The organism is Limnobacter alexandrii (genome assembly GCF_005871185.1).
Classification (GTDB): domain Bacteria; phylum Pseudomonadota; class Gammaproteobacteria; order Burkholderiales; family Burkholderiaceae_B; genus Limnobacter; species Limnobacter alexandrii.
The window spans coordinates 986,805-1,011,020 of the sequence record NZ_SWKN01000006.1; the positions used below are offsets into that span (position 1 = coordinate 986,805).

Here is a 24,216-nt window from a genome sequence, read left to right on the forward strand (position 1 = left end):
GTGCATTTCCCGTGGCACAATCAACTGTCGCTTTCTCCCCGCAGTACACCATGTCTGAATTTCGAGGCATTCCTCCCGGCCCCAATGTGGGTACTCAACTGAAGGCTTTGCGCCGCAAAAAGAGAGCCACCGACAAGGCTTTGCAGCTTGTAACACAGGCAGTTCAATCAGACATCGGTGAAATTGCGGAACGCCCACCCTTGGCGGAATTCACGCGCGAACGTATCAATGCGTGGTTCACCGAACAGGGCTGGGAACCCTTTGCGTATCAAACACAGGTGTGGCAGGCCCTCGAGAAGGGCCACAGTGGTTTGCTGCATGCCACCACTGGCGCGGGCAAAACACTGGCTGTGTGGTTGGGTGCCTTGCTGCAACTGGCGAAGCTGCCCAAGCCGCGAGGCGCTGCAACCCGGGTGATGTGGATCACGCCGATGCGTGCCTTGGCTGCTGACAGCACCAAGGCTTTGCAAAAATCGCTTTCAGCCCTGGCTGGTGACTGCGATGTGGCCCTGCAAACAGGCGACACCGATTCAGCCACACGCGCAGCCATTGTGCGAAAGCCGCCTTTCGCCTTGGTCACTACACCGGAAAGCTTAACCCTGATGTTTACCCGCGCCAGCAGCCTGCCCAATTTAAGCAAGCTGCAAGTGTTGGTGGTTGATGAATGGCACGAGTTGATTGGCAACAAGCGCGGCGTGCAATTGCAATTGGCCATAGCGCGCTTGGCGCGTATCAATCCGGGTTTGCAGGTGTGGGGCTTAAGCGCCACACTTGGTAACTTGAAAATGGCCATGGACGTGCTGTTGCACCCGGTTAAAAATCAGGGCAAATGCACCTTGGTACAAGGCAAATTACCCAAGCAGTTGCTCATCGACAGCTTGATCCCCGACACCTTTGAGCGCTTTCCCTGGGGCGGGCATTTGGGCTTGAATCAACTCGATTCCGTCGCCAAAGAAATCGACCAGTCTGCCTCCACGCTTATTTTCACCAACACCCGTTCACAAGCGGAAATCTGGTATCAAGCCTTGCTCGACGCACGGCCCGAATACGCGGGGGCATTGGCCCTGCACCACGGGTCGCTCGACAAAACGGTTCGCGACTGGGTTGAACAGGGTTTGAAAAACGGCAGCCTGAAGGCCGTGGTGTGCACTTCCTCACTTGATTTGGGTGTTGATTTTTTACCCGTAGAGCGCGTCATTCAAATTGGCTCACCCAAAGGCGTTGCCCGCCTGCTGCAACGGGCGGGCCGTTCCGGGCATGCACCCGGCAGGCCCTCGCGAATCACCGTGGTGCCTACGCATGCGCTCGAGCTTGTCGAAGCGGCTGCGGCCCGTCATGCAGCCGAGAATAAACAGATCGAATCCAGATACAGCCCGCAGGCCCCGCTGGATGTCCTGGTGCAGCACCTGGTCACGATTGCCATGGGCAGTGGTTTCAAGCCCGATGAGTTGTTTGCTGAAGTGCGCACCACAAGCGCCTATCAAAACTTGAGTCGTGCCCAATTCGATTGGGCCCTGGCCTTTGTCGAGAAGGGTGGGGAAAGCCTCGCTGCCTATCCAGATTATCAGCGTGTGGCTGCTGACGAAGAAGGTGTTTACCGCGTTCCTCGTCGGGACATTGCCCGCAGGCATGCCATGTCAGTGGGCACCATTGTCTCCGATGCCGCCATGCATGTGGCATGGATGACGGGCGGTCGCCTGGGCACCATTGAAGAGGGATTTATTGCCCGCTTGAAAACCGGTGACTGTTTTAGTTTTGCCGGGCGCGTTCTTGAACTGGTGAAGGTTCGCGACATGACAGCCTATGTGCGAAAGGCAAGCCGCAAAAAGGCCACCGTGCCGCAGTGGCAGGGCGGCAAAATGCCGCTTAGCAGCGAGTTGGCACATGCCTCTCTGCAAATGCTGGAATTGGCGCATCAAGCCATTTCCACCGGTAAAAAACCGGCCCTGCCCGAATTACGCGCACTTGAAAGTTTGCTGGCTTTGCAAATGCGTTGGAGTGCTTTGCCCAATACCTCGAATCTGCTGATTGAAGAACTGCACAGCAAAGAAGGTCACCACCTGTTTGTGTATCCCTTCGAAGGTCGCACTGTGCACATTGGTCTGGCCAGTCTTCTCGCGTGGCGTGCATCCCGCCAAAAACCGGGTACCTTTTCAATTGCAATGAATGATTATGGCTTTGAGTTGTTGAGCGCAGAACCTGTGAACTGGTCTGAATGGATTACAGGCAAGCTGGCAGATTCTCCGCTTTTTGCGACTGACAATCTGTTCGAGGATGTGCTCGCTTGCCTGAATGCTTCCGAACTTGCGCAACGCCGTTTTCGCGAAATTGCACGAATTGCCGGACTGGTGTTTCAAGGCTATCCGGGTGCAGGAAAAAGTGCGAAGCAGTTGCAGGCGTCCAGTGGTTTGTTTTTCGAGGTGTTCAAGAAATACGATCAACACAATTTGTTGCTGGATCAGGCCCAGCGTGAGGCACTTGAGCAGGAACTGGAGTTGAAGCGAATGGAAGCTACACTGACAGCCATACAATCCAAAACGCTGGTGTTCAAATCAATTGATCGCCCAACCCCTTTTGCCTTCCCCTTGTTGATTGAGCGTTTGCGAGAAACGGTAAGCACGGAAAAGCTGAGTGATCGAGTGGCGCGCATGGTGGCTGAACTTGAGAAAGCGGCCTTGCGCGCCGATTCATGATTAGTGCTCGCGAAATGCCATTTCCGGCAATCTGAGAGAGGCCCTGGTAAACGTGCCTGGATTTAACGTTTGATCAGCTTGATCAATGGTGGCCACACTTTGCGCGATACTGCGCTGACGGCTTTCTCTCAGCATGGCCAGATTAACCAGTGATGAGGCAGTGAGTTGCGTAGCCACTTCCGTCATTTCCCGTCCGGACAAATTGATTTGTCGCGCAGCTCGCGGAACTTCAAATTGCTCGACCAAATCAGCAAATAATTCGCCATGTTCATCAAGCTCGGCACTCAATCCTTGTGCTTCCCTTTTAAACGTATTCAACTCGCCTACCGCTCGCTGCAGTTGCATTCCCAAATTACTGCTGGCGCCTTGAACCGAAAATGCCTGTGCTGAAAGGAGATTGCCTCGGGAGATCTGTTCTGCTGAAAACACTTCTACTCTTGAAAGTACATTGTTGTTTGCCTCAAGCAACTCGGCACAAGTCAAAATTGTCGCCGAGTTTTGTACCCGATTGGCCGTTGGTGTATTGCTGAACCATCCCATCACTATTCTCCGTTTCGTGTTGAAAAAGCTCGGTGGCATTCCGCTTCGAATGGTTCAGAAAAAAATATGCTTTTTATCTTGATAAACTCCGGTCTGGCGCAGAGTGGGTCATGTGATGGGTCAAGTGAAGGTTTTGCAAAATGGGGAGTCGGGCTGGCCGGTAAGCACGCTGGCAGGCGAATTGGTGCTTTCAGCCCAGCGCGTGGCTTATTCTCCCGCATTTAATGCACTCTTCGTCGCAGATGTTCATTTGGGCAAAGCAGCCACTTTTCGCAGTCTTGGGGTACCAGTGCCTGCAGGCACAACTCAAGAGAACCTGAGTCGTTTGTCCGAATCGATTGAGCAATTGAAACCAAGAGTGGTTTATTTCCTTGGCGATTTATTGCATGCCAAGGCAGCGCACAATCCTGAATTGCTCGACAAGCTGCACACCTGGCGTTTGCAGCACGCTGATGTCGACATGACACTGATTCGCGGCAATCACGACAGCAAGGCGGGTGACCCTCCTGCAACCTTGAATATCTCGGTGGTGGAAGAACCTTTCATGCTGGGCGGGTTTGCCTTGTGCCATCACCCACAAACTGTGCCGGGCGCTTTGGTACTGGCCGGTCACGAACATCCGGTGGTGGTGCTGAACGGAAAAGGCAGAAGCAGGGCGCGTTTGCCTTGCTTCTACCTTAAACCCGATCTGTTGATGCTGCCGTCATTTGGCGCGTTCACCGGTGGTTATCAAGTCAATCCCCAGGCCGGTGAAGCAGTATTTCCAGTGGTTTAGTCATCGACCGAGCGTCTTACTTGCCTTTGCTCAGGCCAAGCTTTCCGCCACCCAAAGCCACAATCATCAACAAACCACCAGCCACGCTGATGTTTTTCATGAACATCAATTGCTGCACATAAGCCTGGTCAGCAGGCATGGCCCAGTAGTTGTGAAACAGAACCGATGCTGCCAAGGTAAAGCCTGCCAGCAGCAGTGCGGCAATTCGCACCTGAAAGCCAACAATCAAAGCCAGGCCTGCGCCAATTTCAACCGCAATGGTCAGCACGGTCAGAAGTTCTGGAAAGGGCAAACCCACAGAACCGATGTAGCCCGCAGTGCCCTCGAAACCGCCAATTTTGCTGAAACCAGCCAGTACGAACATGGCTGCAAGCAAAACCCGGCCTATCAAGGCGATGGTAGAGGCTGAGGAGTTAAAGGCGCTGTCCAGTGCGTTCGTGCCAGTGTGTGCTGTGTGTGCTGTAGTCATTTCATTTCTCCGTATTGGGTTGGCGACTCGGTGAATCGATGGATCAATAGTGCGCGCATCAGGTTTCAAAATCGAGTGGTGTTTTTTGCAGTGATTATTCAAATTATTTGAATAAATATAAGAGCATGCTCAAACCCTAGAGGAATTTCTCTAACCTGGCCCATTCCCTTTTTCCTGAAGAAATAGCGTACACTCATAAAAAAACGAACGTTCGGTCTATTTTATATGCGCAAAGGTGAACAAACCCGAGCCGCCATTGTTGAGGCGGCACTTGAAATCGCGTCCACGCAAGGGCTCGAGGGTTTGACCATTGGGTCTATCGCAGAAAAAATGACCATGAGCAAAAGTGGCGTGTTTGCCCACTTTGGCTCACGTGAGGAACTTCAAATTGCCGTGCTGCAAGAGTACGAAACCCAATTCATCAACGCCGTGTTGTTCCCCTGTTTGAAAGAGCCTCGTGGATTGCCCCGTTTGCGTGCAATTTTCATGCGCTGGCTGGATCGAATCGGCAAGGAAATCGACAGTGGTTGCATCTATATTTCAGGCGCGACAGAATACGATGACAGGCCAGGGGCAGTGCGCGATGTTCTGGTAAAAATGCATCGCGACTGGCAAAAAGAAATGCACCGTGCCACGGCACAGGCCATCGAAGAAAATCATTTACCAGCCAATCAGGCCCATGCGGATCAACTCGTTTTTGAGATGGTCGGTCTGATTCTGGCAGCGCACCAGCAAGGTCGCCTGATGGGCGATTCAATGTCTGTGAAGCGGGCCAGCCAAGGCTTCGAACGCATGATTCAGCATTACCAGCAAACCCAGTCAGAAATTCTGAGCCAGTAGTACCAGGAGACACTTCAATGAGCCAATACACGCCCCCAATCCGCGACATGCAATTCGTACTGCACGAAATGTTCAATGCGGAAGCCACTTTCAAAAGCATTCCCGCCTTTGAAGAAATTGACGCTGACACCATGAATCAGATCATGGAAGAAGGCGGCAAGTTCTGCGCGGAAGTATTGCAACCGCTGAACGCCGTAGGCGATTCCGAAGGTTGTACCTTGAACAAGGCCGATCATTCCCTGAAAACGCCAACAGGCTTTAAAGAAGCTTACCAACAGTTTGTTGAAGCGGGCTGGGCCTCGCTAAGCTGCGACCCCAACTACGGCGGTCAAGGTTTGCCGGTTACAGTGAATCAGGCTTTCTATGAAATGATGAACAGCGCCAACCAGGCCTGGACCATGTACCCGGGCCTGACACACGGTGCTTACGATTGTCTGCATGCACATGGTACGCAAGAACTGAAAGACGCCTACCTGCCCAAGCTGACCAGCGGTGAATGGACTGGCACCATGTGCCTGACCGAACCACATTGCGGTACCGACCTGGGCATGTTGCGCAGCAAGGCCGAGCCACAGGCCGATGGCAGCTACAAAATCACCGGCGCGAAAATTTTCATCAGCAGTGGTGAACATGACATGGCCGAGAACATCATTCACCTGGTGTTGGCACGCTTGCCCGACGCGCCTGTGGGCACCAAAGGCATTTCCCTGTTCCTGGTTCCCAAGTTCATTCCTAATGCAGATGGAACCATCGGCGAACGCAACCCGATTTTCTGCGGCGCGATTGAACACAAAATGGGCATTCACGGCAATGCCACTTGCCAGATGAATCTGGACGGCGCAACTGGTTGGTTGATTGGTCAACCCCACCGCGGTTTGGCCGCCATGTTCGTCATGATGAATGCCGCTCGTTTGGGCGTGGGCATGCAGTCACTGGGCTTGACCGAAATTGCGTATCAAAACGCTGTGGTGTACGCGAAGGACCGCATTCAAAGTCGCTCGCTGACCGGCCCCAAGGCCACTGACAAGCCAGCAGACCCCATTATCGTTCACCCTGATGTGCGCAAAATGTTGCTGACCACCCGCGCCTATGCCGAAGGTGGTCGCGCACTGTGCATGTGGACCGCACTGGAGCTGGACAAAGAACTGAACCACCCCGATGAAGCGGTGCGCAAGGAATCATCCGAAATGGTTGCCCTGGCGACGCCCATCGTGAAAGCCTTCATCACTGACAATGCATGGGAAGCCACTTCACACTGTATGCAGGTGTATGGTGGCCACGGCTACATCGCCGAGTGGGGTATGGAACAGTATGTGCGCGACAGCCGCATCAACATGATTTACGAAGGCACCAACACCATTCAATCACTCGACCTGCTGGGTCGCAAAGTGCTGGGCGATGGTGGCGCAAAGCTGATGAAATTCGGCAAAATGGTTCGTGCCTTGTGCGAAGAACAAGCCAACAACCCAGCCATGAAAGAGTTCATTGAACCCTTGGCTGATTTGGGCGACAAGGTCAGCAAGCTGACCATGGAAATCGGCGGCAAAGCCATGCAGAACCCCGATGAAGTGGGCGCAGCCGCTGTAGATTACCTGCGTGTCGTGGGCCACCTATTCTATGCTTACTTCTTCGCACAAGCTGCAAAAATCGCGCTGGAAAAACAAGCCAGTGGCGACAAGTTCTACACCGCCAAATTGCACACAGCCCGTTTCTACTTCCAGAAAATGCTGCCCGAGACCGCCATGTTGATTCGCAAGGCACGTGCCGGTTCCAGCAGCCTGATGGAAATGGAAGCCGACCTGTTCTAAGCAATCTGTCCCGCAGTACCCCGTGGTGTTCAATCACCACGGGCGCTTAAACCAATTAACTCGAAGGAGACACGCGTGTCCAATTTCATCGTTCGCAAAGTCGCCGTGCTCGGCGCTGGCGTGATGGGTGCACAAATTGCTGCCCACTGTGCCAATGCCAAAGTGCCTGTGGTGCTGTTTGATCTGCCCGCCAAGGAAGGCCCCAAAAATGGCATCGTTGACAAAGCCATTTTGAACCTGACCAAGCTGAAGCCCGCCCCGTTTGGCGCGAAAGACGTTGCCCAATATGTGCAAGCCGCCAACTACGAAGAGCACCTGGAACTGTTGCAAGGTTGTGACCTGGTGATCGAAGCGATTGCTGAGCGTATGGACTGGAAACACGACCTTTACAAAAAAGTTGCGCCGCACATCAATGCGAATGCAATTTTTGCAACCAACACATCGGGTTTGAGCATTTCCAAGCTCAGCGAAGGTTTTGATGCCGATTTGAAAGCCCGCTTCTGTGGCGTTCACTTCTTCAACCCACCCCGCTACATGCACCTGTGCGAACTCATTCCATTGAGCACCACACGTCAGGATATTCTGGACAATCTGGAAACCTTCCTGACCACCACTTTGGGCAAGGGCATTATTACCGCCAAAGACACGCCCAACTTCGTGGCCAACCGCGTGGGTGTGGCCGGCATGCTGGCCACCATGGCTGAAGCGCAGAAGTACGGCATTCCATTTGACATCGTGGATCAGCTGACCGGCTCCAAACTGGGTCGCGCCAAATCAGCCACTTTCCGCACTGCGGATGTGGTGGGGCTGGACACCATGGGCCACGTGATTGCCACCATGCAAAACACATTGCCCAACGATCCGTTTGCATCCAGCTATGCAACGCCCGCCGTGTTGAAAACACTGGTTGAAAAAGGCGCGCTGGGTCAGAAAACCAAAGGCGGCTTCTTCAAAAAAGAAGGCAAGCAGATCATGGTGTTCGATGCGAACTCCAGCAGCTACGTGCCTTCGGAAGGCAAAGCCGACGAAGCTGTGTTGAAAATTTTGAAGAATCGCAATGTGGCCGAACGCATGGCTGCACTGCGTGCTTCCGAGCATCCACAAGCCAAATTCCTGTGGGCGATTTTCCGCGATGCATTTCACTACATCGCATTCCACCTGAACGACATTGCAGACACCGCACGCGAAGTGGACTTCTCACTGCGCTGGGGTTATGGCTGGACAGAAGGCCCATTCGAAACCTGGCAAGCCGCAGGCTGGAAGCAGGTTGCGGAGTGGGTGAAGGCCGACATTGATGCGGGCGTTGCCCTGTGCAATGCACCGTTGCCAGCCTGGGTATTTGAAGGCCCTGTGGCCGACAATGGTGGTGTGTACAGCACAACGGGCGCATTCAGCCCTGCCAGCAATTCATTCGTGCCCCGCAAAGATTTGCCTGTGTACCAGCGCCAAATTTTCCGCGCCAAAGTCTTGGGCGAAACAACAGTCACTGGCCACAACGGTGGCACCACCATCAAAGAAAACGATGCAGTTCGCATTTGGACAGCGCCGGGTCATGATGATGTGTTGATCTTGTCGATTAAAACCAAAATGCACGCCATTGGCCCCGATGTCATCACCGGCACACACGAAGCCATCGCCTTGGCCGAGAAAAGCTACAAAGGCTTGGTGTTGTGGAGCCCGGATGAACCCTTCTCCGCAGGTGCCGACTTGCAAGCCATGTTGCCTGCATTCATGCAAGGCGGTGGCAAAGCCATCGAACCCATGGTTGCAGAATTCCAGAAAGGCACAGCCGCACTGAAATACGCACAGGTTCCAACCGTGGCCGCCGTAACCGGCTTGGCACTGGGTGGTGGTTGTGAATTCGCAATTCACTGTTCCGCACGTGTTGCAAACCTGGAAAGCTACATGGGCTTGGTGGAAGTGGGCGTTGGCCTGATTCCCGGTGGCGGTGGTTTGAAAGAAATCGCAATCAACGCTGGCTTGGCTGCTCAAAAAGCAGGTTCTGCCGATGTACTGGCTTTCCTGAAAGATGGCTTCATGACCGCAGCAACCGCCAAGGTAGGTACATCGGCCATGGAATGTCGCGATCTCGGTTTCATCAAGGAATCCGACACCATCGTGTTCAACAGCCATGAACTGCTGTACGTCGCCATTTCACGCGCACGCGCCATGTTCGATGGCGGCTATCGCCCACCCCACAAAATCAAGGGTGTACCAGCCGCAGGCAAATCTGGCTACGCCACCATCAAGGCGCAATTGGTCAACATGCGCGACGGTGGTTTCATTTCCGCTTATGACTTCCACCTGGGCTGCGTGATCGCCGAAGTGGTGTGTGGTGGCGAAATTGAAACTGGCGCTTTGGTGGATGAAGAGTGGTTCCTGAATCTGGAACGCAAGCACTTCGTGAAGTTGCTCGACAACCCCAAGACACAAGAACGAATCATGGGCATGCTGCAAACCGGCAAGCCAGTGCGTAACTAATTAAGGAGAGCAAACATGGCTCAAACTTGTAAAGATGTTTACATCGTCGCTGCAACGCGCACCCCAATTGGCAAGGCCCCGCGTGGCGTGTTCAAAGACACCCGCCCCGACGACCTGTTGGTACACGCCATTGCCAGCGCCATGGCCCAGGTGCCCACGCTCGACCCTGCTTCAATCAACGACGCGATCGTAGGTTGTGCATTCCCCGAAGGCGAGCAGGGCATGAACATGGCCCGTATCGCTGTGTTGCTTGCCGGCCTGCCCAACACCGTGGGTGGCGTTACCATCAACCGCTTCTGCGCATCAGGCATTACAGCAGTTTCAATGGCTGCCAATGCAATTGCCATGGGCGAAGCCGAGGTGATGATTGCTGCCGGTGCTGAAAGCATGAGCATGGTGCCCATGAGCGGCAACAAGCCTAGCTTCAACAATGCGATTTTCCAGAAAGACGAAAACTTGGGCATCGCTTACGGCATGGGCATGACCGCTGAAAAGGTTGCACAACAGTGGGGCATCAGCCGCGACGCGCAAGATGAATTCGCCCTGAACAGCCACAAAAAAGCAATCGCTGCCCAACAGGCCGGCGAGTTTAACGACGAAATTACACCCTTCACCGTTGTAAAAGCCACGCCCGATTTGTCCACTGGTGAAATTAAAACCAACAGCAAAGAAGTGAAGCTGGACGAAGGCCCCCGTGCCGATTCATCCATTGAAGGCCTCACCAAACTGCGTCCCGTGTTTGCTGCAAAAGGTTCTGTTACAGCCGGCAACAGCTCGCAAATGAGCGACGGTGCGGGCGCTCTCATTCTGGCGTCTGAAGAAGCGGTGAAGCGCTACAACCTGACCCCCTTGGCCAAGTGGCGCGGCTTCGCAGTGCGTGGCGTTCCGCCGGAAATCATGGGCATTGGTCCCAAGGAAGCAATTCCTGCCGTGTTGAAAACCGCAGGACTTAAAACCAGCGACATCGACTGGTTTGAATTGAACGAAGCGTTTGCGGCGCAATCGCTGGCCGTGATGAAAGACCTGGAACTGGACCCAGCCAAGGTAAACCCCATGGGCGGTGCAATCGCCTTGGGCCACCCACTGGGTGCAACCGGTGCAATTCGTGCAGCCACCGTGGTGCACGCACTGCGTCGCCACAACCTGAAATACGGTATGGTAACCATGTGTATCGGCACCGGCATGGGTGCAGCAGGCATCTTCGAACGCGTGTAATTTCAGCGCGAACAAAAGCGGGTGTGGGTGCAAACCTTCACCCGTTTTTTTTGAGATCAAACAACAATAAAACAGACAGGGAATAAGGCAGTGGACATTCAAACAGAAATCAGCAACGGCTTGATGACCATCACCATCAACCGTCCGGAACGCAAGAACTCATTTACCAACGCCATGTACACCGCGCTGGCCGATGCATTTCGCGATGCCACACACAGCAGTGGCGTGAAAGTCGTGTTGCTCAAAGGCCATGAAGGCTGTTTTTCCGCAGGCAACGACCTGGGCGATTTTTTGAACAACCCGCCCACCGATCTCGATGCGCCCGTGTTCCGTTTCCTGCGAATGATCTCTGTGTTCCCCAAACCCGTGGTGGCGCAGGTGCAAGGTTTGGCCATTGGCATTGGCACCACCGTGTTGTTGCATTGTGATTTGGTATACGCCGCAAGCACTGCAAAATTTTCCATGCCTTTCGTCAAACTCGGTTTGTGTCCCGAGGCCGCATCAAGCCTGTTGCTGCCCATTTCCGCGGGTTATCAAAAAGCGGCTGAGTTGCTCTTGCTCGGTGACATGTTCACGGCTTTGAAGGCCTATGACACTGGCATTGTTTCAGATGTGCTTGAACCCGAAGCACTGGATGCCCATGTGCAGGCCCAAGTGAAAAAACTGCTCGACTTGCCACTGACAAGCCTGTTGACCACCAAGCGCTTGATGAAGTCAGTGAGCAAGGCTGCTGTTTCAGAAAAAATGGCCGAAGAGGGGCACTTGTTCATGAGCATGATTCCGCAAGCGCCCGCGCAAGAAGCGTTCAAAGCATTCGGCGAGAAACGTGCTCCCAACTTCAAGCAGTTCGAAAACTAATTCAACAAGCACCAAAGGCTCAGCATGACCGTTGCACTTTCAGAAATTTTATCCAGCCGCCGCTTGAGTGGTGACACTGTCACGTTCACAGCCACTGAGGACTGGATGCAAGGCCGAACCATGTTTGGTGGCTTTTTGTCTGCCCTTGCCGTGGTCGCCATGCGCGACACCCTGGGCATTGACATGCCTTTGCGTGCCTTGCAAACCAACTTCGTGGGCCCTGTGCCCGCAGGCGACGTGGTGTACAGAACGCGCCTGCTTCGCCAGGGCAAAAGTGTCAGCCAGGTGCAATGTGAAATTTACAGCGATGAAACACTGGCTGGTCTCGTGGTCGGCGTGTTTGGTGCGCCGCGTGAAACAGCACTGCCGGTGTTGACACCCGAGCACAAGCCGCTTCCCAAGGCGGTTGAAAATATCCCGGCCTTGCCTTTCATCCCTAAAATCACACCCAACTTCTTGCAGCATGTTGAGATGCGTTGGGCTGTGGGCAGCATTCCTTACATGGGCACACCCTTTTGGGAAAGTGGCATTTACATTCGTGCCACCGACAAAAACCTCAGTCCTGAAGTGTTGATTGTGATGCTCAGCGATGGTCCACCCACACCCTGCCTTAGCCACTTCAAAGGGCCTGTCATGGCCAGTTCAGTAAGCTGGTCACTGGAATTGCCGCCCATGCCTGCCAACATTGACAGCGAAGGTTGGTTCCAGATTGACATGGAAACGAAGGCGGGCGCAGACGGTTACGTGAATCAAAGTGCCAAACTGTGGACACCAAACGGTGAGCTCGCCTCGCTGGGCTATCAAGTGGTTGCAGTTTACGGCTGAACTTTCGTTTTTTTCAAACTGTCGAACGCAGGAAGGAGACAGTTGAACCATGAGACACGCACTGCTCACAATCGGAATGCTGGGTTTGTTTTGGTTCGCCTCGCCGGCGAAAGCAGAAGCCTTGCGATGCTCACAAGGCAGTGCCTACGAGGGCGACAGCAGGGTGTCTGTGTTGTACAAGTGCGGCCAACCTGCCTTGAAAGACACCTTTTGTGATCCCGTGTATTTTCCCGGTACCCTCCACCCTGTTCCTTCTCCGTTCGCGCAGTCAGTTGCACCTTGCTTGCCCGTGGAATTGTGGGTGTATGACAGAGGGCAGGGGAACCTGATCGCAACGGTTCGTTTTCGGGGTGGTGTGGTTCAGTCCATTTCGTATGGTAGGCAGCCAGAATAAATTACTCACAATTTTATTTTCAATGAATCTGTGCCGGCATGCGCCGGTCGCCTTGGGCCAATTTCATGAATCACACAAATACCCGATTTTCCGTCTTTTTGGTTTGGCTTTTAGTCTGGCTGATCGGTTCTCTCCTGGGCACACTCGTGCAGTCACAGATCAACCTGCAAGCACTTCAAAGTCTGGGTGTAGTCATCCCATTTGACACGCGGCTGCAAACCACGCTTCATGATCTCGGGAACTTCTCTGCGGTTTATGCGGTCATTTTTGGGTGCAGTTTTGCGGTTTCTCAGGCTGTCGCATTGCTGTTTACTCGTTTCACCGGCACTGCATGGCGCACCTTCTGGTGTGTTTTCGGTGCCACCTTGGGCCTGTGGGTAACTTTCAAAGTGGTCGACATGATTGCACCAATGCCAATACTGATTTCATCAACCCGAACCGCCGGCGGCATGTTGTCCATGCTTGCAGCAGCTGCAGTGTCGGGCGCTTTGTTCGCAAAACTGTACTCTCGCAAACTGGCGGGCAACCCTGCAATGCTCGCGCTACTTGTTGGCAGCGTTGCACTGTTACCCAACCAGGCTTTGGCCCAATCGGGCAAACCATACACCATCGAAACTTTTGCCCACGGACTGGACAGCCCCTGGTCCATGGCCTTTTTGCCAGATGGTCGCGCCTTGATCACTGAGAAACCTGGCCAGCTTCGCCTGGTGGGTGCCGATGGCCAACTGCGCAATGCTCCCATTGCTGGCGTGCCCAAGGTGTTTTATGGCGGTCAGGCGGGCTTGTTTGATGTACTGCCCGCCACCGATTTTGCGCAAAGCCAGCAAATATTTTTGAGTTACGCTTGCGGCAGTCGCAGTGCCAATCACCTGTGTGTTTCCAGCGCAAAGCTTGGTGAAAACAGTCTCACGAATGTGAAAGAAATTTTCCGTTCCCAAATGGCCAAATCAGGCAGCGCCCACTATGGCGGCCGCATGGACTGGTTGCCCGACAACACCTTGATCGTGACCTTGGGCGATGGCTACAGCTACCGAGAGGAAGCGCAGAATTTGTCGAATCACCTTGGGAAAATTGTACGCATCAATGCCGATGGCTCGGTGCCCGAGAACAATCCCTTTGTGGGCAAGCAAGGTGCAAAGCCTGAAATTTACAGCTATGGTCACCGCAATGTGCAGGGCCTCGCCTACGATGCGGCCAACAAGCGTTTGATTGCGCATGAACACGGCCCACGCGGTGGCGATGAGGTGAATGTGATTACCCCCGGCACCAATTATGGTTGGCCCAAAGCCACCTATGGCATTGATTACACCGGTGCACAAATTTCACCCTACAAGGAATATGAAGGTACCCAGCAACCCGCAATTTATTGGGTTCCATCCATTGCCCCCTCGGGCATGACTGTGTACAACGGCGACATGTTCCCCCAGTGGAAAGGCAACTTGCTGGTGGGTGCCCTAAAGGCCCAACAGGTCAGCCGTGTGGTCTTGAAAGGCAACAAGGCTACAGAGGAAGAAGTATTGTTCAAAGAAGTCGGGGCGCGTATCCGTGACATTCGCACTGGCCCCGATGGCGCCATTTATCTGTTGACCGACAGCTCGGATGGCAAAGTGCTTCGCGTGAGTGCCCGTTAGCATTCAGTCACATGATGTGTTTACCTGCCCCCTTGTTTTCAGCTAGTCTTGCAGAACAAGGGGGCAAGATGGAAATTGTTTACAAAGCGGGCAACATTATCGAGGCGCACATCGTTGCCGGTATGTTAAACGCCTGCGAAATACCCACTTACGTTGGCGGCCATTTTCTTCAGGGCGCTGTCGGCGACCTTTCCCCCACCGGTTTTGCCAATGTTTTTGTTGCTTCTGAGCACTTCGATCAGGCTGCCGCCTTGGTTGCCGACTACGAAAAAAACGACCTTGGTTCCGGCGATTTGGTCACGTCTCCACGTTTCGTCCATTCCTTCCAGAAGTAGGGGTGTGTGGTCCACGGTTTGGCGCTATACTTCGTTCCCGATCTGCCCCTTTCCTCAGGAACCTCATGGCGCTCAAATCCACCGACATGGCCAAAAACATGGCCAAAAAACTTGATGGTTCACTTAAATCGGAAAGTCTTCCCGATCGTTTTGGTCAAGCCGCCAAAGCCTCATCCAACAAGCGCGAACGCGCTGCGGATATTCCGGCCAGCAAGCTGGTGCCAGTCAATTACAGGCTGCCAGCTGAACTGGTCAATCGCTTGCGCGAATACGCAGTCAGCAAAGAAGAAGGGGTTAATCAGGTGGTGGCCACAGCCTTGAGTGAATGGTTGGCGAGTCAGGCTAAAAAATAATTGGGTCGCCATGTTCACTGATCCGGCATTTTCCTACCTTGCACGGCTCAGCAATCGACTTATTTTTTCACGTCAATATCGTATCGATCCATGAATTAAATATTCGAGAACTAACAGTTTTTAGGCGTTAATTTTTCCTTATTTATTCATCTGCTAAATCTTCGTCAATTTGCCAGGTTTTCTTGCCTGCATTTTTTGATTGGAACTTCCCCCAGAATGGCTCATGCTGCGGTTTCTGCGTATATGGAAAACCACAATTGCTGCGCATCACGGGCATGCTGATACTCCATCCACCTGCGCAAACATGTGTGGAAATTCAATAAGAAAAACAGCTTTCGCAGTTGACATTCTGATACCAATCACAAGGAGAGTTCCGTGAAGAAATCGATTAAATCCGTATTGGCAGTGGCCCTGTTGGGCTTGATGGGTGCCGTGCAAGCCCAGGATGCTTACCCATCCAAAGTCATCACCATGCTGATTCCATTTGCAGCGGGTGGTCCAACTGACACGGTTGGTCGTTTGATTGCACAGTCCATGTCCAAAGACCTGGGCCAACAAGTGATTGTTGAAAACCTGGGTGGCGCAGGTGGTACCTTGGCCGCCGGCAAGGCAGCGCGCTCGGCACCCGATGGCTACAATATTTTCCTGCATCACATTGGCCAGTCCACTGCGCCATCGCTGTATCGCAAACTGTCCTACAACGCATCCAGCGACTTTGAAACCATTGGTTTGGTTACCGACGTGCCCATGACCATCGTGGCCCGCGGCAATATGCCAGCCAAGAACATGCAAGAACTTCTGGCTTACATCAAGGCCAACAAAGACAAAGTAACCTATGCCAACGCTGGTATCGGTTCGGCTTCGCACCTGTGCGGTATGTTGTTTCAGACCGCAGTGGGCGTAGACCTGACAACAGTACCGTACAAGGGCACCGGCCCAGCCATGAACGATTTGTTGGGTGGTCAGGTCGACTTCATGTGTGACCAAACCACCAACACCACCAGCCAGATCAAAGGCGGAAAAATCAAGGCCTACGCGGTAACCACCAAAACGCCGGTAGCTTCCTTGCCCGATTTGCCGACACTGGACAAAGCCGGTTTGCCAGGTTTTGAAGTGGGTGTTTGGCACGGTTTGTATGCCCCCAAAGGCACACCCAAGCCCATCATCGATCGCCTGAGCAAGTCTTTGCAAACAGCCTTGAAAGATCCAGCAGTGATTGCACGTTTTGCTGAACTGGGTACCGAGCCAGTACCTCAGGACCAGGCCACACCAGCAGCGCACCGCAAGCATCTGGACGCAGAAATTGCACGCTGGAAGCCAATCATCGACAAAGCTGGTCAGTACGCTGACTGATCTAATTTGAGAACCTAAAATGCCAAAAGATTTACGAGACTTTTGGGCTGGGCTGCTGTACTTGATCATCGGTACAGCAGCCTTGTACATGGCTGCTGACTATGAAATGGGCACAGCCGTCAGCATGGGCCCCGGCTATTTCCCCAAAGTATTAAGTGGCTTGCTGATTCTGATCGGCGCAGCTTCACTCATTCGCTCCTTCTTTGTTCAAGGCGAGCCTCTCGAAGGTTTTCCTTTTGCAAAAATCATGTACGTCACCATCTCCATCATCGCGTTTGCCTTGTTGGTAGAAGGCGCGGGACTGGCCATTGCAGTGATTGTTTTATTCGCAATTTCTGCCGCTGCCAGCAAATTTTTCAACTGGAAGTTCACGATTGGCATTTCATTGGGCGCCGCCATATTTTGTAGCCTCGTGTTTGTCAAAGGTTTGGGAATTCCACTGCCCATTTTTGGGTCTTGGTTTGGAATGTAATCATGGAACTTCTAGCTAATCTTTCTATTGGTCTGGAAACAGCCTTCACGCTGAACAACCTGATGTTCTGCCTGATCGGTGTTTTCCTGGGCACAGCCATCGGCGTATTGCCTGGCCTTGGCCCCACAGCAACCATTGCCATGCTGTTGCCCATCACCTTCGGTTTGCCTCCGGTGTCCTCCCTGATCATGCTCGCCGGCATTTACTACGGTGCGCAGTATGGTGGTTCTACGACTGCCATTCTGGTCAATTTGCCGGGTGAGTCTTCCTCGGTGGTGACCGCACTCGACGGCTATCAAATGGCCAAGCAGGGCAAGGCAGGCAAAGCCTTGGCCACAGCTGCCATCGGTTCTTTCGTGGCCGGTACTTTTGCAACTGTGTTGCTGGCTTTGTTTGCACCTCCTTTGGCCGACATCGCCTTGCAGTTTGGTGCCGCAGAGTATTTTTCCTTGATGGTGGTTGGTCTGGTCGCCTCTGTGGTGCTGGCCAGCGGTTCCCTGCTGCAAGCATTCGGCATGATCGTGCTTGGCCTGCTTCTGGGCATGGCGGGTACGGACGTGAACTCAGGCATGGAACGCTACACATTCGATACGCCGTACATGGCCGAGGGCATCAACTTTGTGATTTTGGCCATGGGCATGTTTGGCTTGGGCGAAATCATCAAGAACCTTGAGGAAGAACATTTGCGCTCTGCCATGGTGTCCAAAGTTCAAGGCTTGATGCCGAACAAGGAAGACCTCAAACGCATGGCCATGCCGATTGTGCGGGGTACCGGTTTGGGTTCCTTGCTGGGTATTTTGCCCGGCGGTGGCGCTATGCTGGCTTCGTTCGCCTCCTATTCCATCGAGAAGAAAATTTCGAAAACACCCGAGCAGTTTGGCAAGGGTGCCATCGAGGGTGTTGCTGGCCCCGAGTCTGCCAACAACGCAGGTGCACAAACGTCATTCATTCCTTTGCTTACCCTGGGCATTCCGTCCAACCCGGTGATGGCCCTGATGATCGGTGCCATGATCATTCAAGGTATTACACCGGGCCCGGCGGTCATGACCGAGCAGCCAGCCTTGTTCTGGGGCATCATCGTCTCCATGTGGATCGGTAACCTGTTCCTCGTGATTCTGAATCTGCCTTTGATTGGTATCTGGGTCAAGATGATCTCGGTGCCGTATCACTTCCTGTACCCCATGATTCTGGTGTTTTGCTGTATCGGGGTGTTCAGTTTGGGCAACAAACTGTTCGACGTGTACTTGCTGGCGGGCTTCGGTGTATTGGGCTATATCTTCTCGAAATTAAAGTGTGAACCTGCGCCTTTGCTGCTGGGCTTTATTCTGGGACCCATGATGGAAGAGTACTTGCGCAGGGCTTTGTTGCTATCGCGGGGTGATTTCTCGGTGTTGGTCACACGCCCCATTAGCGCAACCATGCTGGCCATCGCGGCCATTGCGCTGATCGTGGTGTTTATGCCTTCAGTTCGCAAAAAGCGTGAAGAGGCCTTTCACGAGGAATAAGCTTCTCGAAATTGCTTGTCCACCAAGGGCCATTGAAGTGTTGCTTCAGTGGCCCTTGTTTCTTTCAAGTGCACACTCAGTATGAATTGTGTTGCATTGTGTTGTATTATCCACGTGGTAGCTCAGTAGCATTTGGACAGTACGAATGGACAGTCAGTTTCCCGCCGCATCGCCTGAAGATTCGAATTTCGGTGACAGCAAATTAGATCCGAATCAGGTCGTTCCCCTTTACCACCAAATTTACTTGATATTGCGCGAGCGCATTATTGAGGGCCATTACGACACCAAGCCTTTGCCCGGCGAATTGGTGCTGGCCGAGCAGTTCAATGTGTCCAGGGTTACCATGCGTCGCGCACTGCAAGATCTGGTCAAAGAGGGTTTGGTCGCAAGAGGGCGTGGCAAAGGTACATTTGTGAAGCCACGCACTGAATCACGTAACGCCTCGGTGGGCCAAAGCCAATTGCTCAGCGCCTCGGCCATGCGTTTGCAGGCCAGCGGTGATTCCTCCGATTTGCAGCTGATCACTTCCAAGCGTATTTTGCCGCCACCCGACATTGCCACGTTGCTGCATTTGCCCAGCGATGCGATTGTCGAAAAACTGATTCGCATTCGTCAGCTGGACGGGCAGCCTGTGGCTCACCTGACCAGTTTCATTCCCCAGGATTTGTCCGGGCGCATTTGTCGTCGCCGCCTTCGTGAGTTTCCAATTCTGGTGCTGCTTGAAGAGGCTGGGGTGAAGGTGGCCAAAGCCCGCCAAACCATCTCGGCACGGCTGGCCGATGCCTCGGTGGCCTATGCTTTGGGTGTGCCGGTGGGTGCACCGTTGTTGGCTATTTCGCGGGTGGCTTACGATGAAAACGGCCGGCCCGTGCAAGTGCTCAAGGGCCTTTATCGCCCGGATCGGTACGACTACCGCATCGAATTGTCGCGCAAGCAGGCCAAGGGTCAAAGTTCATGGCAGCACGTGAACGAAGTCGAGTTCGCATTCGAAATGCATCAGCAAGACCTCACTCACTTCTAAAACAAACGCTTTACTTCAGCGGGTCCACTGGGCGTGAATTCCGGTTCTCGTCCACAGCCACATAAGTCACGTAGGCCTCGGTCACCTTGGCCACATCATCGGGTTTCAGGCGACGCTGGGCAAACACTTCCACATAAATTTGCATGGAAGTCCGGCCCACCTTCACCACTTCCGCATAAAAGCTGCACAAGTCGCCCACAAACACGGGCTCCTTGAAAATAAACTCGTTCACCGCCACCGTCACGATTCTGCCCTTGGCATGGGCTGTGGCAGGCACCGAGCCCGCCAAATCCACCTGCGCCATAATCCAGCCGCCAAATACGTCGCCTGACGCATTGGAGTCTTTGGGCATGGGTATCACCCGAATTACGGGTTCGCGGTCAACGGGTAGCAAAATTGGTTTGGATGTGCTCATGTGCAGGTGTTTTGTTGTTGGTTTGGGCCTCGATTGTAACGCCGAGCCACTAGAGTCTGCATTTCATTCTAGGTGTACGCTACCAACGCGAATTCGTGAAACCGACGATAATAGTGTTTTAGCGAGTCCATGAGTTTGGGGGAACAATGCCAGCAGGTTGGGTAACAGTGTTGCAAATGGTGCCTTGGGGCGAGGTGATCAAAAATGCGCCGAAAGTGGCAGACGGTGCGGTCAAGCTGTGGAGCAGCGTGTCCAAGAAAAAGGTCTACGATGAAACAGGCAGCGAGATAAGCGATGTTATTTTGGCCAGCGACCCCGAGGCGGTCGAAAAACTGGAGTACCGCTTGCAGGCCGCCGAGCAAACAATCACAGATTTGCAGGCCCAAGTGGTTCAGTCCGCAGAGGTTATCAAAGAATTGGCCAGCCAGAACACCCAACTGGTGGCCCAAATCGAGTCCAATCGCAAAGCGGTCACGGTACTCGGTGTTGCATTGGCGATTGCCCTGGTTGCGGGCGTGGTTCAGGCTGTTGTTTTGTTTGGCGCCTGACACCACGCGTCTTTACTCAGGCTGACTTTTTTCCGCCGTGTTCGTCGTCCAGCGCATCTTTGGCCATTTTGTCGATCACGGCTGGCACAAAGGGCTTTAGCTTCAGGCCCAAACGTCCTTTGGCGGTCATTACCCACTCGCGTTTGCGTTCGGCCATCGCGTCCACAATTTCATTCACACATTGCTCAACACTCATTGCGCCTTTCTCACGAAGGCCGGAAACGCCAGCTCGCTCGCCCTGAGGGTTCAGGCCGTTGCGGCGAATTTCGGTGTCCACCACACCCGGGAAAATGGCACACACATCCACACCAGTGCCCATCAACTCAATGCGCAGTGCTTCCATAAAACCGCTCATTGCAAATTTGCTGGTGCAGTAAGTGGTACGGGCAGGCACGCCGGTTTTGCCGGCAAGGCTTGAAACACCGACGATCAACCCTTTGGATTTCTTGATGTGGGGCAGGGCTTTGTGCGTAATCCACACCATGCTCATCACGTTCACTCGGAACAGCCGCTCAAATGTACCCAAATCGGTGATGTCTTCAAACCAGGCGTGCATTGAAACACCCGCATTGTTCACAATCATGTCAATGCCGCCAAAGGCTTTCAGCGATTCTTCCACCAGGTTCTCGCATTGGGCCTGTTCCATCACGTCGCAGGCCACACAGTGCACCTGCCCGCCCGCGGCCTCAACCTGTTTGCCAACCTCCTGCAGCTTTTCAAGCCGGCGCGCTGCCAGCACCAGTTTGTTGCCCGGTGCCAGCTTGATGGCCAAAGCCGCGCCAATGCCCTCGGATGCGCCGGTAATTACAATCACTTTGTTCTGAATACTTGCCATTTGCTTTTGTCTCCTGCTTGGTGTGCAATTCGTTTGGCAAGGCGGGTGGTAGCATTGCCCACATCGCCCATTATTTTTGTACCGAGAAGTATCGCATGCGCAGAACCGCACCGGTGGAATCCGCCCCACCAAGACCCCGAAAACGAAGCGACTGGGGCACCATCGCCCAGCTTTTGCCCTACCTGTGGGAATACAAGTGGCGGGTTATTTTCGCCATTGCCTGCCTGGTGTTGGCCAAAGTGGCCAACATGGGCGTGCCCTTGGTACTCAAGGAAATCATCGACGAGTTAACGCCGCTTTTGCAAAGCAATGCTTTGCTGGCTGCCGCCTCCATGCCGATTGTGCTGTTGGTGGCCTATGGCTTGCTGCGCCTGTCCACCACGGTGTTCACCGAGCTGCGTGAATTTTTGTTCGCCCGGGTCACTCAAAATGCGGTCAGGGCCATTGCCATTCAGGTATTCGACTACCTGCATGCGCTGTCGCTGCGCTTTCACCTCAACCGGCAAACGGGTGGCGTTACCCGTGACATCGAGCGGGGTTCCCGGGCCATTTCAAGCCTGGTCAGCTATACCTTGTACAGCATCTTGCCCACGCTGATTGAAATTGTGTTGGTGGTTGGCTATTTGTTTATTAACTACGACATCTGGTTCTCGGCCATCACTGCGGTGGCGCTGACCTTGTACATTTTCTTCACCGTAAAAATTACCGAGTGGCGGCTGCATTTTCGCCGCACCATGAACGATCTTGACTCCAAAGCCAATGTGCGAGCGGTCGATTCTCTGATCAACTACGAAACTGTGAAGTACTTCGGCAATGAAACTTTCGAGTCCCAGCGCTACAACAAAAGCATGGCTGCATGGCAAGAGGCTGCCATTCGTTCACAAAAATCCCTCACCCTGCTCAATACCGGTCAAAGCGCCATTATTGCCATCGCCGTTACCTTGGTGTTGTGGCGTGCCACCGCAGGTGTGCTAGACGGCTCCATGACCTTGGGCGATTTGGTGCTGGTGAATGCCTTCATGATTCAGTTGTATATTCCCCTGAATTTTTTGGGTGTCATTTACCGTGAAATCAAGCAGGCCCTGGCTGACATTGAACGCATGTTCGGCTTGATGGATGAAAACCTGGAAGTGAAAGACAAGCCAGGTGCCCCCGATTTGAAAGTGAATGGTGGCGCAATCGAGTTTCGCAACGTGAACTTTGCCTACGACGAGCGCCGCATGGTGCTTAAAAACATGTCGTTCAGCGTACCTGCAGGCCACACCGTGGCGGTGGTGGGGCACAGCGGTGCGGGCAAGTCCACCCTGTCGCGCTTGCTGTATCGTTTTTACGAAGTCACCGATGGTGCAATTTTGATCGATGGTCAGGACATTCGCGATGTCGCACAAATTTCGCTGCGCAAAAACATTGGCATTGTTCCCCAGGACACAGTGCTGTTCAATGACACCATTGCCTACAACATTGCCTATGGCAGGCCCGACGCCACGCAGGAAGAAATTGAAACTGCTGCCAAGGCGGCGCACATTCATGAATTCATCGTGAATCAGCCCGATGGTTACCGTACCCAGGTTGGGGAGCGTGGTTTGAAGCTTTCCGGCGGGGAAAAACAACGTGTGGCCATTGCCCGTACCATTCTGAAAAACCCGGCGATTCTCATTTTCGACGAGGCCACTTCGGCGCTAGACTCCAAGTCCGAGCGGGCCATTCAGCAAGAGCTGCAAATGTTGTCACGCAATCGCACCACCTTGATTATTGCCCACCGCTTAAGCACAGTGGTGCATGCCAATCAGATCCTGGTGATTAATCAGGGTGAGGTGATCGAGAGTGGCAGCCATGAATCATTACTTGACAAAAATGGTGAATACGCCCGAATGTGGCTGATTCAACAGCACAGTCAACCCAACGCGTCTGCCCATGGAAACCAAATGGCTTGAAGATTTCATCACACTGGCCCAAACCAAGAACTTCTCGAAAGCGGCAAACTTGCGGTGCGTAACCCAACCCGCTTTTTCCCGACGCATTCAGGCGCTGGAAGGGTGGCTGGGCTGTGAATTGATCGACCGGGGCTCTTATCCCACACGGCTGAGCCCACAAGGCGAGGTGTTCTACGAACAGGCGCTCACCATGCTTGAGCAAATCCGCCAAGCCCGCACCATTGTTCGGGGTGGCAGCTTGCAAAGCCGCCAGCCAGTCAGAATCGTGGTGCCGCACACGCTGGCTTGCAGCAAGGCACCACACTGGGTGAGCAGCCTGAAAATCAAGCTGGCAGACCGCTTGCCCGACCTCAGCTTTCAGTTGACCGCCAGCAATGTGCACGATGCCGTGCTGTATTTCACCGATGGTGCCAGCGACTTTCTCGTGTGCTATCACCACAGCCGTGAGCCCATTGAGCTTGACCCCAGCAAGTTTGAGGTGCGGGTGTTGGGCACTGAGCAGTTTGCGCCCTACGGTGCAGTCAAGGCCGACGGCACCGCCATGTATTCACTTGACCCACTTGCGCCACTGCCTGTGCCTTATCTGTCTTATTCCAAACACGCGTACCTGTCCAAAATGACAGACATTGCCATGGAAGCCGGTCCGCTTTTCCTGAAAAAGTCGCTGTTTGAAACCGACATGTCGGAAAGTTTGAAATCCATGTGTGAGGCTGGTCTCGGGGTTGCCTGGTTGCCAGAAAGCGCGGTCGTTGAGGGTTCCGGGCTGCGCAAAATTCCCGGACCCTATTCCACTGACATGGAAATTCGGCTGTACCGCCGTACTCACCGCCAAAGCGAGAATGCCATGGCCCGTGAGCAGGTGGATTTGATCTGGCATTACTGGCCTGATTGATCCCTCGCTGTGGATAACCCTTAT

24 protein-coding genes are annotated in these 24,216 nt (G+C 53.6%); 19 read left to right on the forward strand and 5 right to left on the reverse strand.

Annotated elements, in window-relative coordinates; all coding sequences use genetic code 11:
• The first annotated feature begins 50 nt into the window (after positions 1-50).
• Positions 51-2,693 (forward strand): ligase-associated DNA damage response DEXH box helicase, encoded by a 2,643-nt coding sequence (locus tag FCS97_RS04940; RefSeq protein ID WP_171035174.1) that lies wholly within the window; start codon positions 51-53, stop codon positions 2,691-2,693.
• On the opposite strand, the gene FCS97_RS04945 is transcribed toward FCS97_RS04940, so the two are convergent.
• Entirely contained in the window at positions 2,694-3,233 is a 540-nt protein-coding gene (locus FCS97_RS04945; protein ID WP_138517094.1) for a hypothetical protein, read from the reverse strand.
• Between the two features lie 115 nt (positions 3,234-3,348).
• On the opposite strand from FCS97_RS04945, the gene pdeM reads away from it, so the two are divergent.
• Positions 3,349-4,008, forward strand: coding sequence for a ligase-associated DNA damage response endonuclease PdeM (pdeM, locus tag FCS97_RS04950; RefSeq protein WP_138517096.1), 660 nt, complete (start codon positions 3,349-3,351; stop codon positions 4,006-4,008).
• Between the two features lie 16 nt (positions 4,009-4,024).
• On the opposite strand, the gene FCS97_RS04955 is transcribed toward pdeM, so the two are convergent.
• The gene (locus FCS97_RS04955; protein ID WP_171035175.1) at positions 4,025-4,477 is read right to left on the reverse strand and encodes a DoxX family protein; all 453 of its coding nucleotides are present in this window, start codon (positions 4,475-4,477) and stop codon (positions 4,025-4,027) included.
• A gap of 225 nt (positions 4,478-4,702) precedes the next feature.
• Between FCS97_RS04955 and FCS97_RS04960 the strand changes: the two genes are divergently transcribed.
• The 10 genes from FCS97_RS04960 to FCS97_RS05005 all read left to right on the forward strand — a co-directional run bounded on the left by FCS97_RS04960 (position 4,703) and on the right by FCS97_RS05005 (position 15,217).
• Positions 4,703-5,317, forward strand: a complete 615-nt coding sequence (locus FCS97_RS04960) for a TetR/AcrR family transcriptional regulator (RefSeq protein ID WP_138517098.1) — start codon at positions 4,703-4,705, stop codon at positions 5,315-5,317.
• Between the two features lie 17 nt (positions 5,318-5,334).
• Positions 5,335-7,125, forward strand: coding sequence for an acyl-CoA dehydrogenase C-terminal domain-containing protein (locus FCS97_RS04965; RefSeq protein ID WP_138517100.1), 1,791 nt, complete (start codon positions 5,335-5,337; stop codon positions 7,123-7,125).
• Positions 7,126-7,200: 75 nt separating this feature from the next.
• Positions 7,201-9,606, forward strand: a complete 2,406-nt coding sequence (locus FCS97_RS04970; RefSeq protein WP_138517102.1) for a 3-hydroxyacyl-CoA dehydrogenase/enoyl-CoA hydratase family protein — start codon at positions 7,201-7,203, stop codon at positions 9,604-9,606.
• Between the two features lie 15 nt (positions 9,607-9,621).
• The gene (locus tag FCS97_RS04975; RefSeq protein ID WP_138517104.1) at positions 9,622-10,821 is read left to right on the forward strand and encodes an acetyl-CoA C-acyltransferase; all 1,200 of its coding nucleotides are present in this window, start codon (positions 9,622-9,624) and stop codon (positions 10,819-10,821) included.
• Positions 10,822-10,911: 90 nt separating this feature from the next.
• Positions 10,912-11,679 carry an enoyl-CoA hydratase gene (locus tag FCS97_RS04980; RefSeq protein ID WP_138517106.1) on the forward strand — a complete coding sequence of 256 codons (768 nt, stop codon included), beginning with the start codon at positions 10,912-10,914 and terminating at the stop codon, positions 11,677-11,679.
• Between the two features lie 24 nt (positions 11,680-11,703).
• Complete coding sequence (locus FCS97_RS04985; RefSeq protein ID WP_138517108.1) at positions 11,704-12,504, forward strand: acyl-CoA thioesterase; 801 nt, start codon at positions 11,704-11,706, stop codon at positions 12,502-12,504.
• Positions 12,505-12,553: 49 nt separating this feature from the next.
• Complete coding sequence (locus FCS97_RS04990) at positions 12,554-12,898, forward strand: DUF2845 domain-containing protein (protein WP_138517110.1); 345 nt, start codon at positions 12,554-12,556, stop codon at positions 12,896-12,898.
• A gap of 146 nt (positions 12,899-13,044) precedes the next feature.
• Positions 13,045-14,529: a PQQ-dependent sugar dehydrogenase gene (locus FCS97_RS04995; protein WP_246065857.1), complete on the forward strand. Its 1,485-nt coding sequence runs from the start codon at positions 13,045-13,047 to the stop codon at positions 14,527-14,529.
• Positions 14,530-14,597: 68 nt separating this feature from the next.
• Positions 14,598-14,864, forward strand: coding sequence for a putative signal transducing protein (locus FCS97_RS05000; protein WP_138517114.1), 267 nt, complete (start codon positions 14,598-14,600; stop codon positions 14,862-14,864).
• A gap of 65 nt (positions 14,865-14,929) precedes the next feature.
• Positions 14,930-15,217, forward strand: coding sequence for a hypothetical protein (locus FCS97_RS05005; RefSeq protein ID WP_138517117.1), 288 nt, complete (start codon positions 14,930-14,932; stop codon positions 15,215-15,217).
• A gap of 142 nt (positions 15,218-15,359) precedes the next feature.
• Here the strand turns inward: FCS97_RS05005 and FCS97_RS16770 are convergent, their stop codons facing one another.
• Positions 15,360-15,494 (reverse strand): hypothetical protein, encoded by a 135-nt coding sequence (locus FCS97_RS16770; RefSeq protein WP_281283831.1) that lies wholly within the window; start codon positions 15,492-15,494, stop codon positions 15,360-15,362.
• Positions 15,495-15,640: 146 nt separating this feature from the next.
• Here FCS97_RS16770 and FCS97_RS05010 point away from each other — a divergent pair, with 146 nt between their 5' ends.
• The 4 genes from FCS97_RS05010 (at position 15,641) to FCS97_RS05025 (ending at position 19,568) form a co-directional block, all read left to right on the forward strand.
• Entirely contained in the window at positions 15,641-16,570 is a 930-nt protein-coding gene (locus tag FCS97_RS05010; protein WP_138517799.1) for a tripartite tricarboxylate transporter substrate binding protein BugD, read from the forward strand.
• Between the two features lie 19 nt (positions 16,571-16,589).
• Complete coding sequence (locus FCS97_RS05015; protein ID WP_138517119.1) at positions 16,590-17,042, forward strand: tripartite tricarboxylate transporter TctB family protein; 453 nt, start codon at positions 16,590-16,592, stop codon at positions 17,040-17,042.
• A 2-nt stretch (positions 17,043-17,044) separates the two neighbouring features.
• Positions 17,045-18,547, forward strand: a complete 1,503-nt coding sequence (locus tag FCS97_RS05020; protein WP_138517121.1) for a tripartite tricarboxylate transporter permease — start codon at positions 17,045-17,047, stop codon at positions 18,545-18,547.
• A gap of 145 nt (positions 18,548-18,692) precedes the next feature.
• On the forward strand, positions 18,693-19,568 hold the full coding sequence (locus FCS97_RS05025; RefSeq protein ID WP_138517123.1) for a GntR family transcriptional regulator: 876 nt from the start codon (positions 18,693-18,695) through the stop codon (positions 19,566-19,568).
• Between the two features lie 10 nt (positions 19,569-19,578).
• Here the strand turns inward: FCS97_RS05025 and FCS97_RS05030 are convergent, their stop codons facing one another.
• The gene (locus FCS97_RS05030; protein WP_138517125.1) at positions 19,579-19,983 is read right to left on the reverse strand and encodes an acyl-CoA thioesterase; all 405 of its coding nucleotides are present in this window, start codon (positions 19,981-19,983) and stop codon (positions 19,579-19,581) included.
• A gap of 146 nt (positions 19,984-20,129) precedes the next feature.
• Between FCS97_RS05030 and FCS97_RS05035 the strand changes: the two genes are divergently transcribed.
• Positions 20,130-20,531 carry a SlyX family protein gene (locus FCS97_RS05035; protein ID WP_138517127.1) on the forward strand — a complete coding sequence of 134 codons (402 nt, stop codon included), beginning with the start codon at positions 20,130-20,132 and terminating at the stop codon, positions 20,529-20,531.
• Between the two features lie 16 nt (positions 20,532-20,547).
• Here FCS97_RS05035 and FCS97_RS05040 read toward each other — a convergent pair whose 3' ends face one another.
• Entirely contained in the window at positions 20,548-21,366 is an 819-nt protein-coding gene (locus tag FCS97_RS05040) for an SDR family oxidoreductase (protein WP_138517130.1), read from the reverse strand.
• A 95-nt stretch (positions 21,367-21,461) separates the two neighbouring features.
• On the opposite strand from FCS97_RS05040, the gene FCS97_RS05045 reads away from it, so the two are divergent.
• Positions 21,462-23,300: an ABCB family ABC transporter ATP-binding protein/permease gene (locus FCS97_RS05045; RefSeq protein ID WP_246065860.1), complete on the forward strand. Its 1,839-nt coding sequence runs from the start codon at positions 21,462-21,464 to the stop codon at positions 23,298-23,300.
• Positions 23,281-24,192, forward strand: a complete 912-nt coding sequence (locus FCS97_RS05050) for a LysR family transcriptional regulator (RefSeq protein WP_138517132.1) — start codon at positions 23,281-23,283, stop codon at positions 24,190-24,192. Before FCS97_RS05045 ends, FCS97_RS05050 begins: the two co-directional genes overlap by 20 nt.
• Positions 24,193-24,216: the final 24 nt, after the last annotated feature.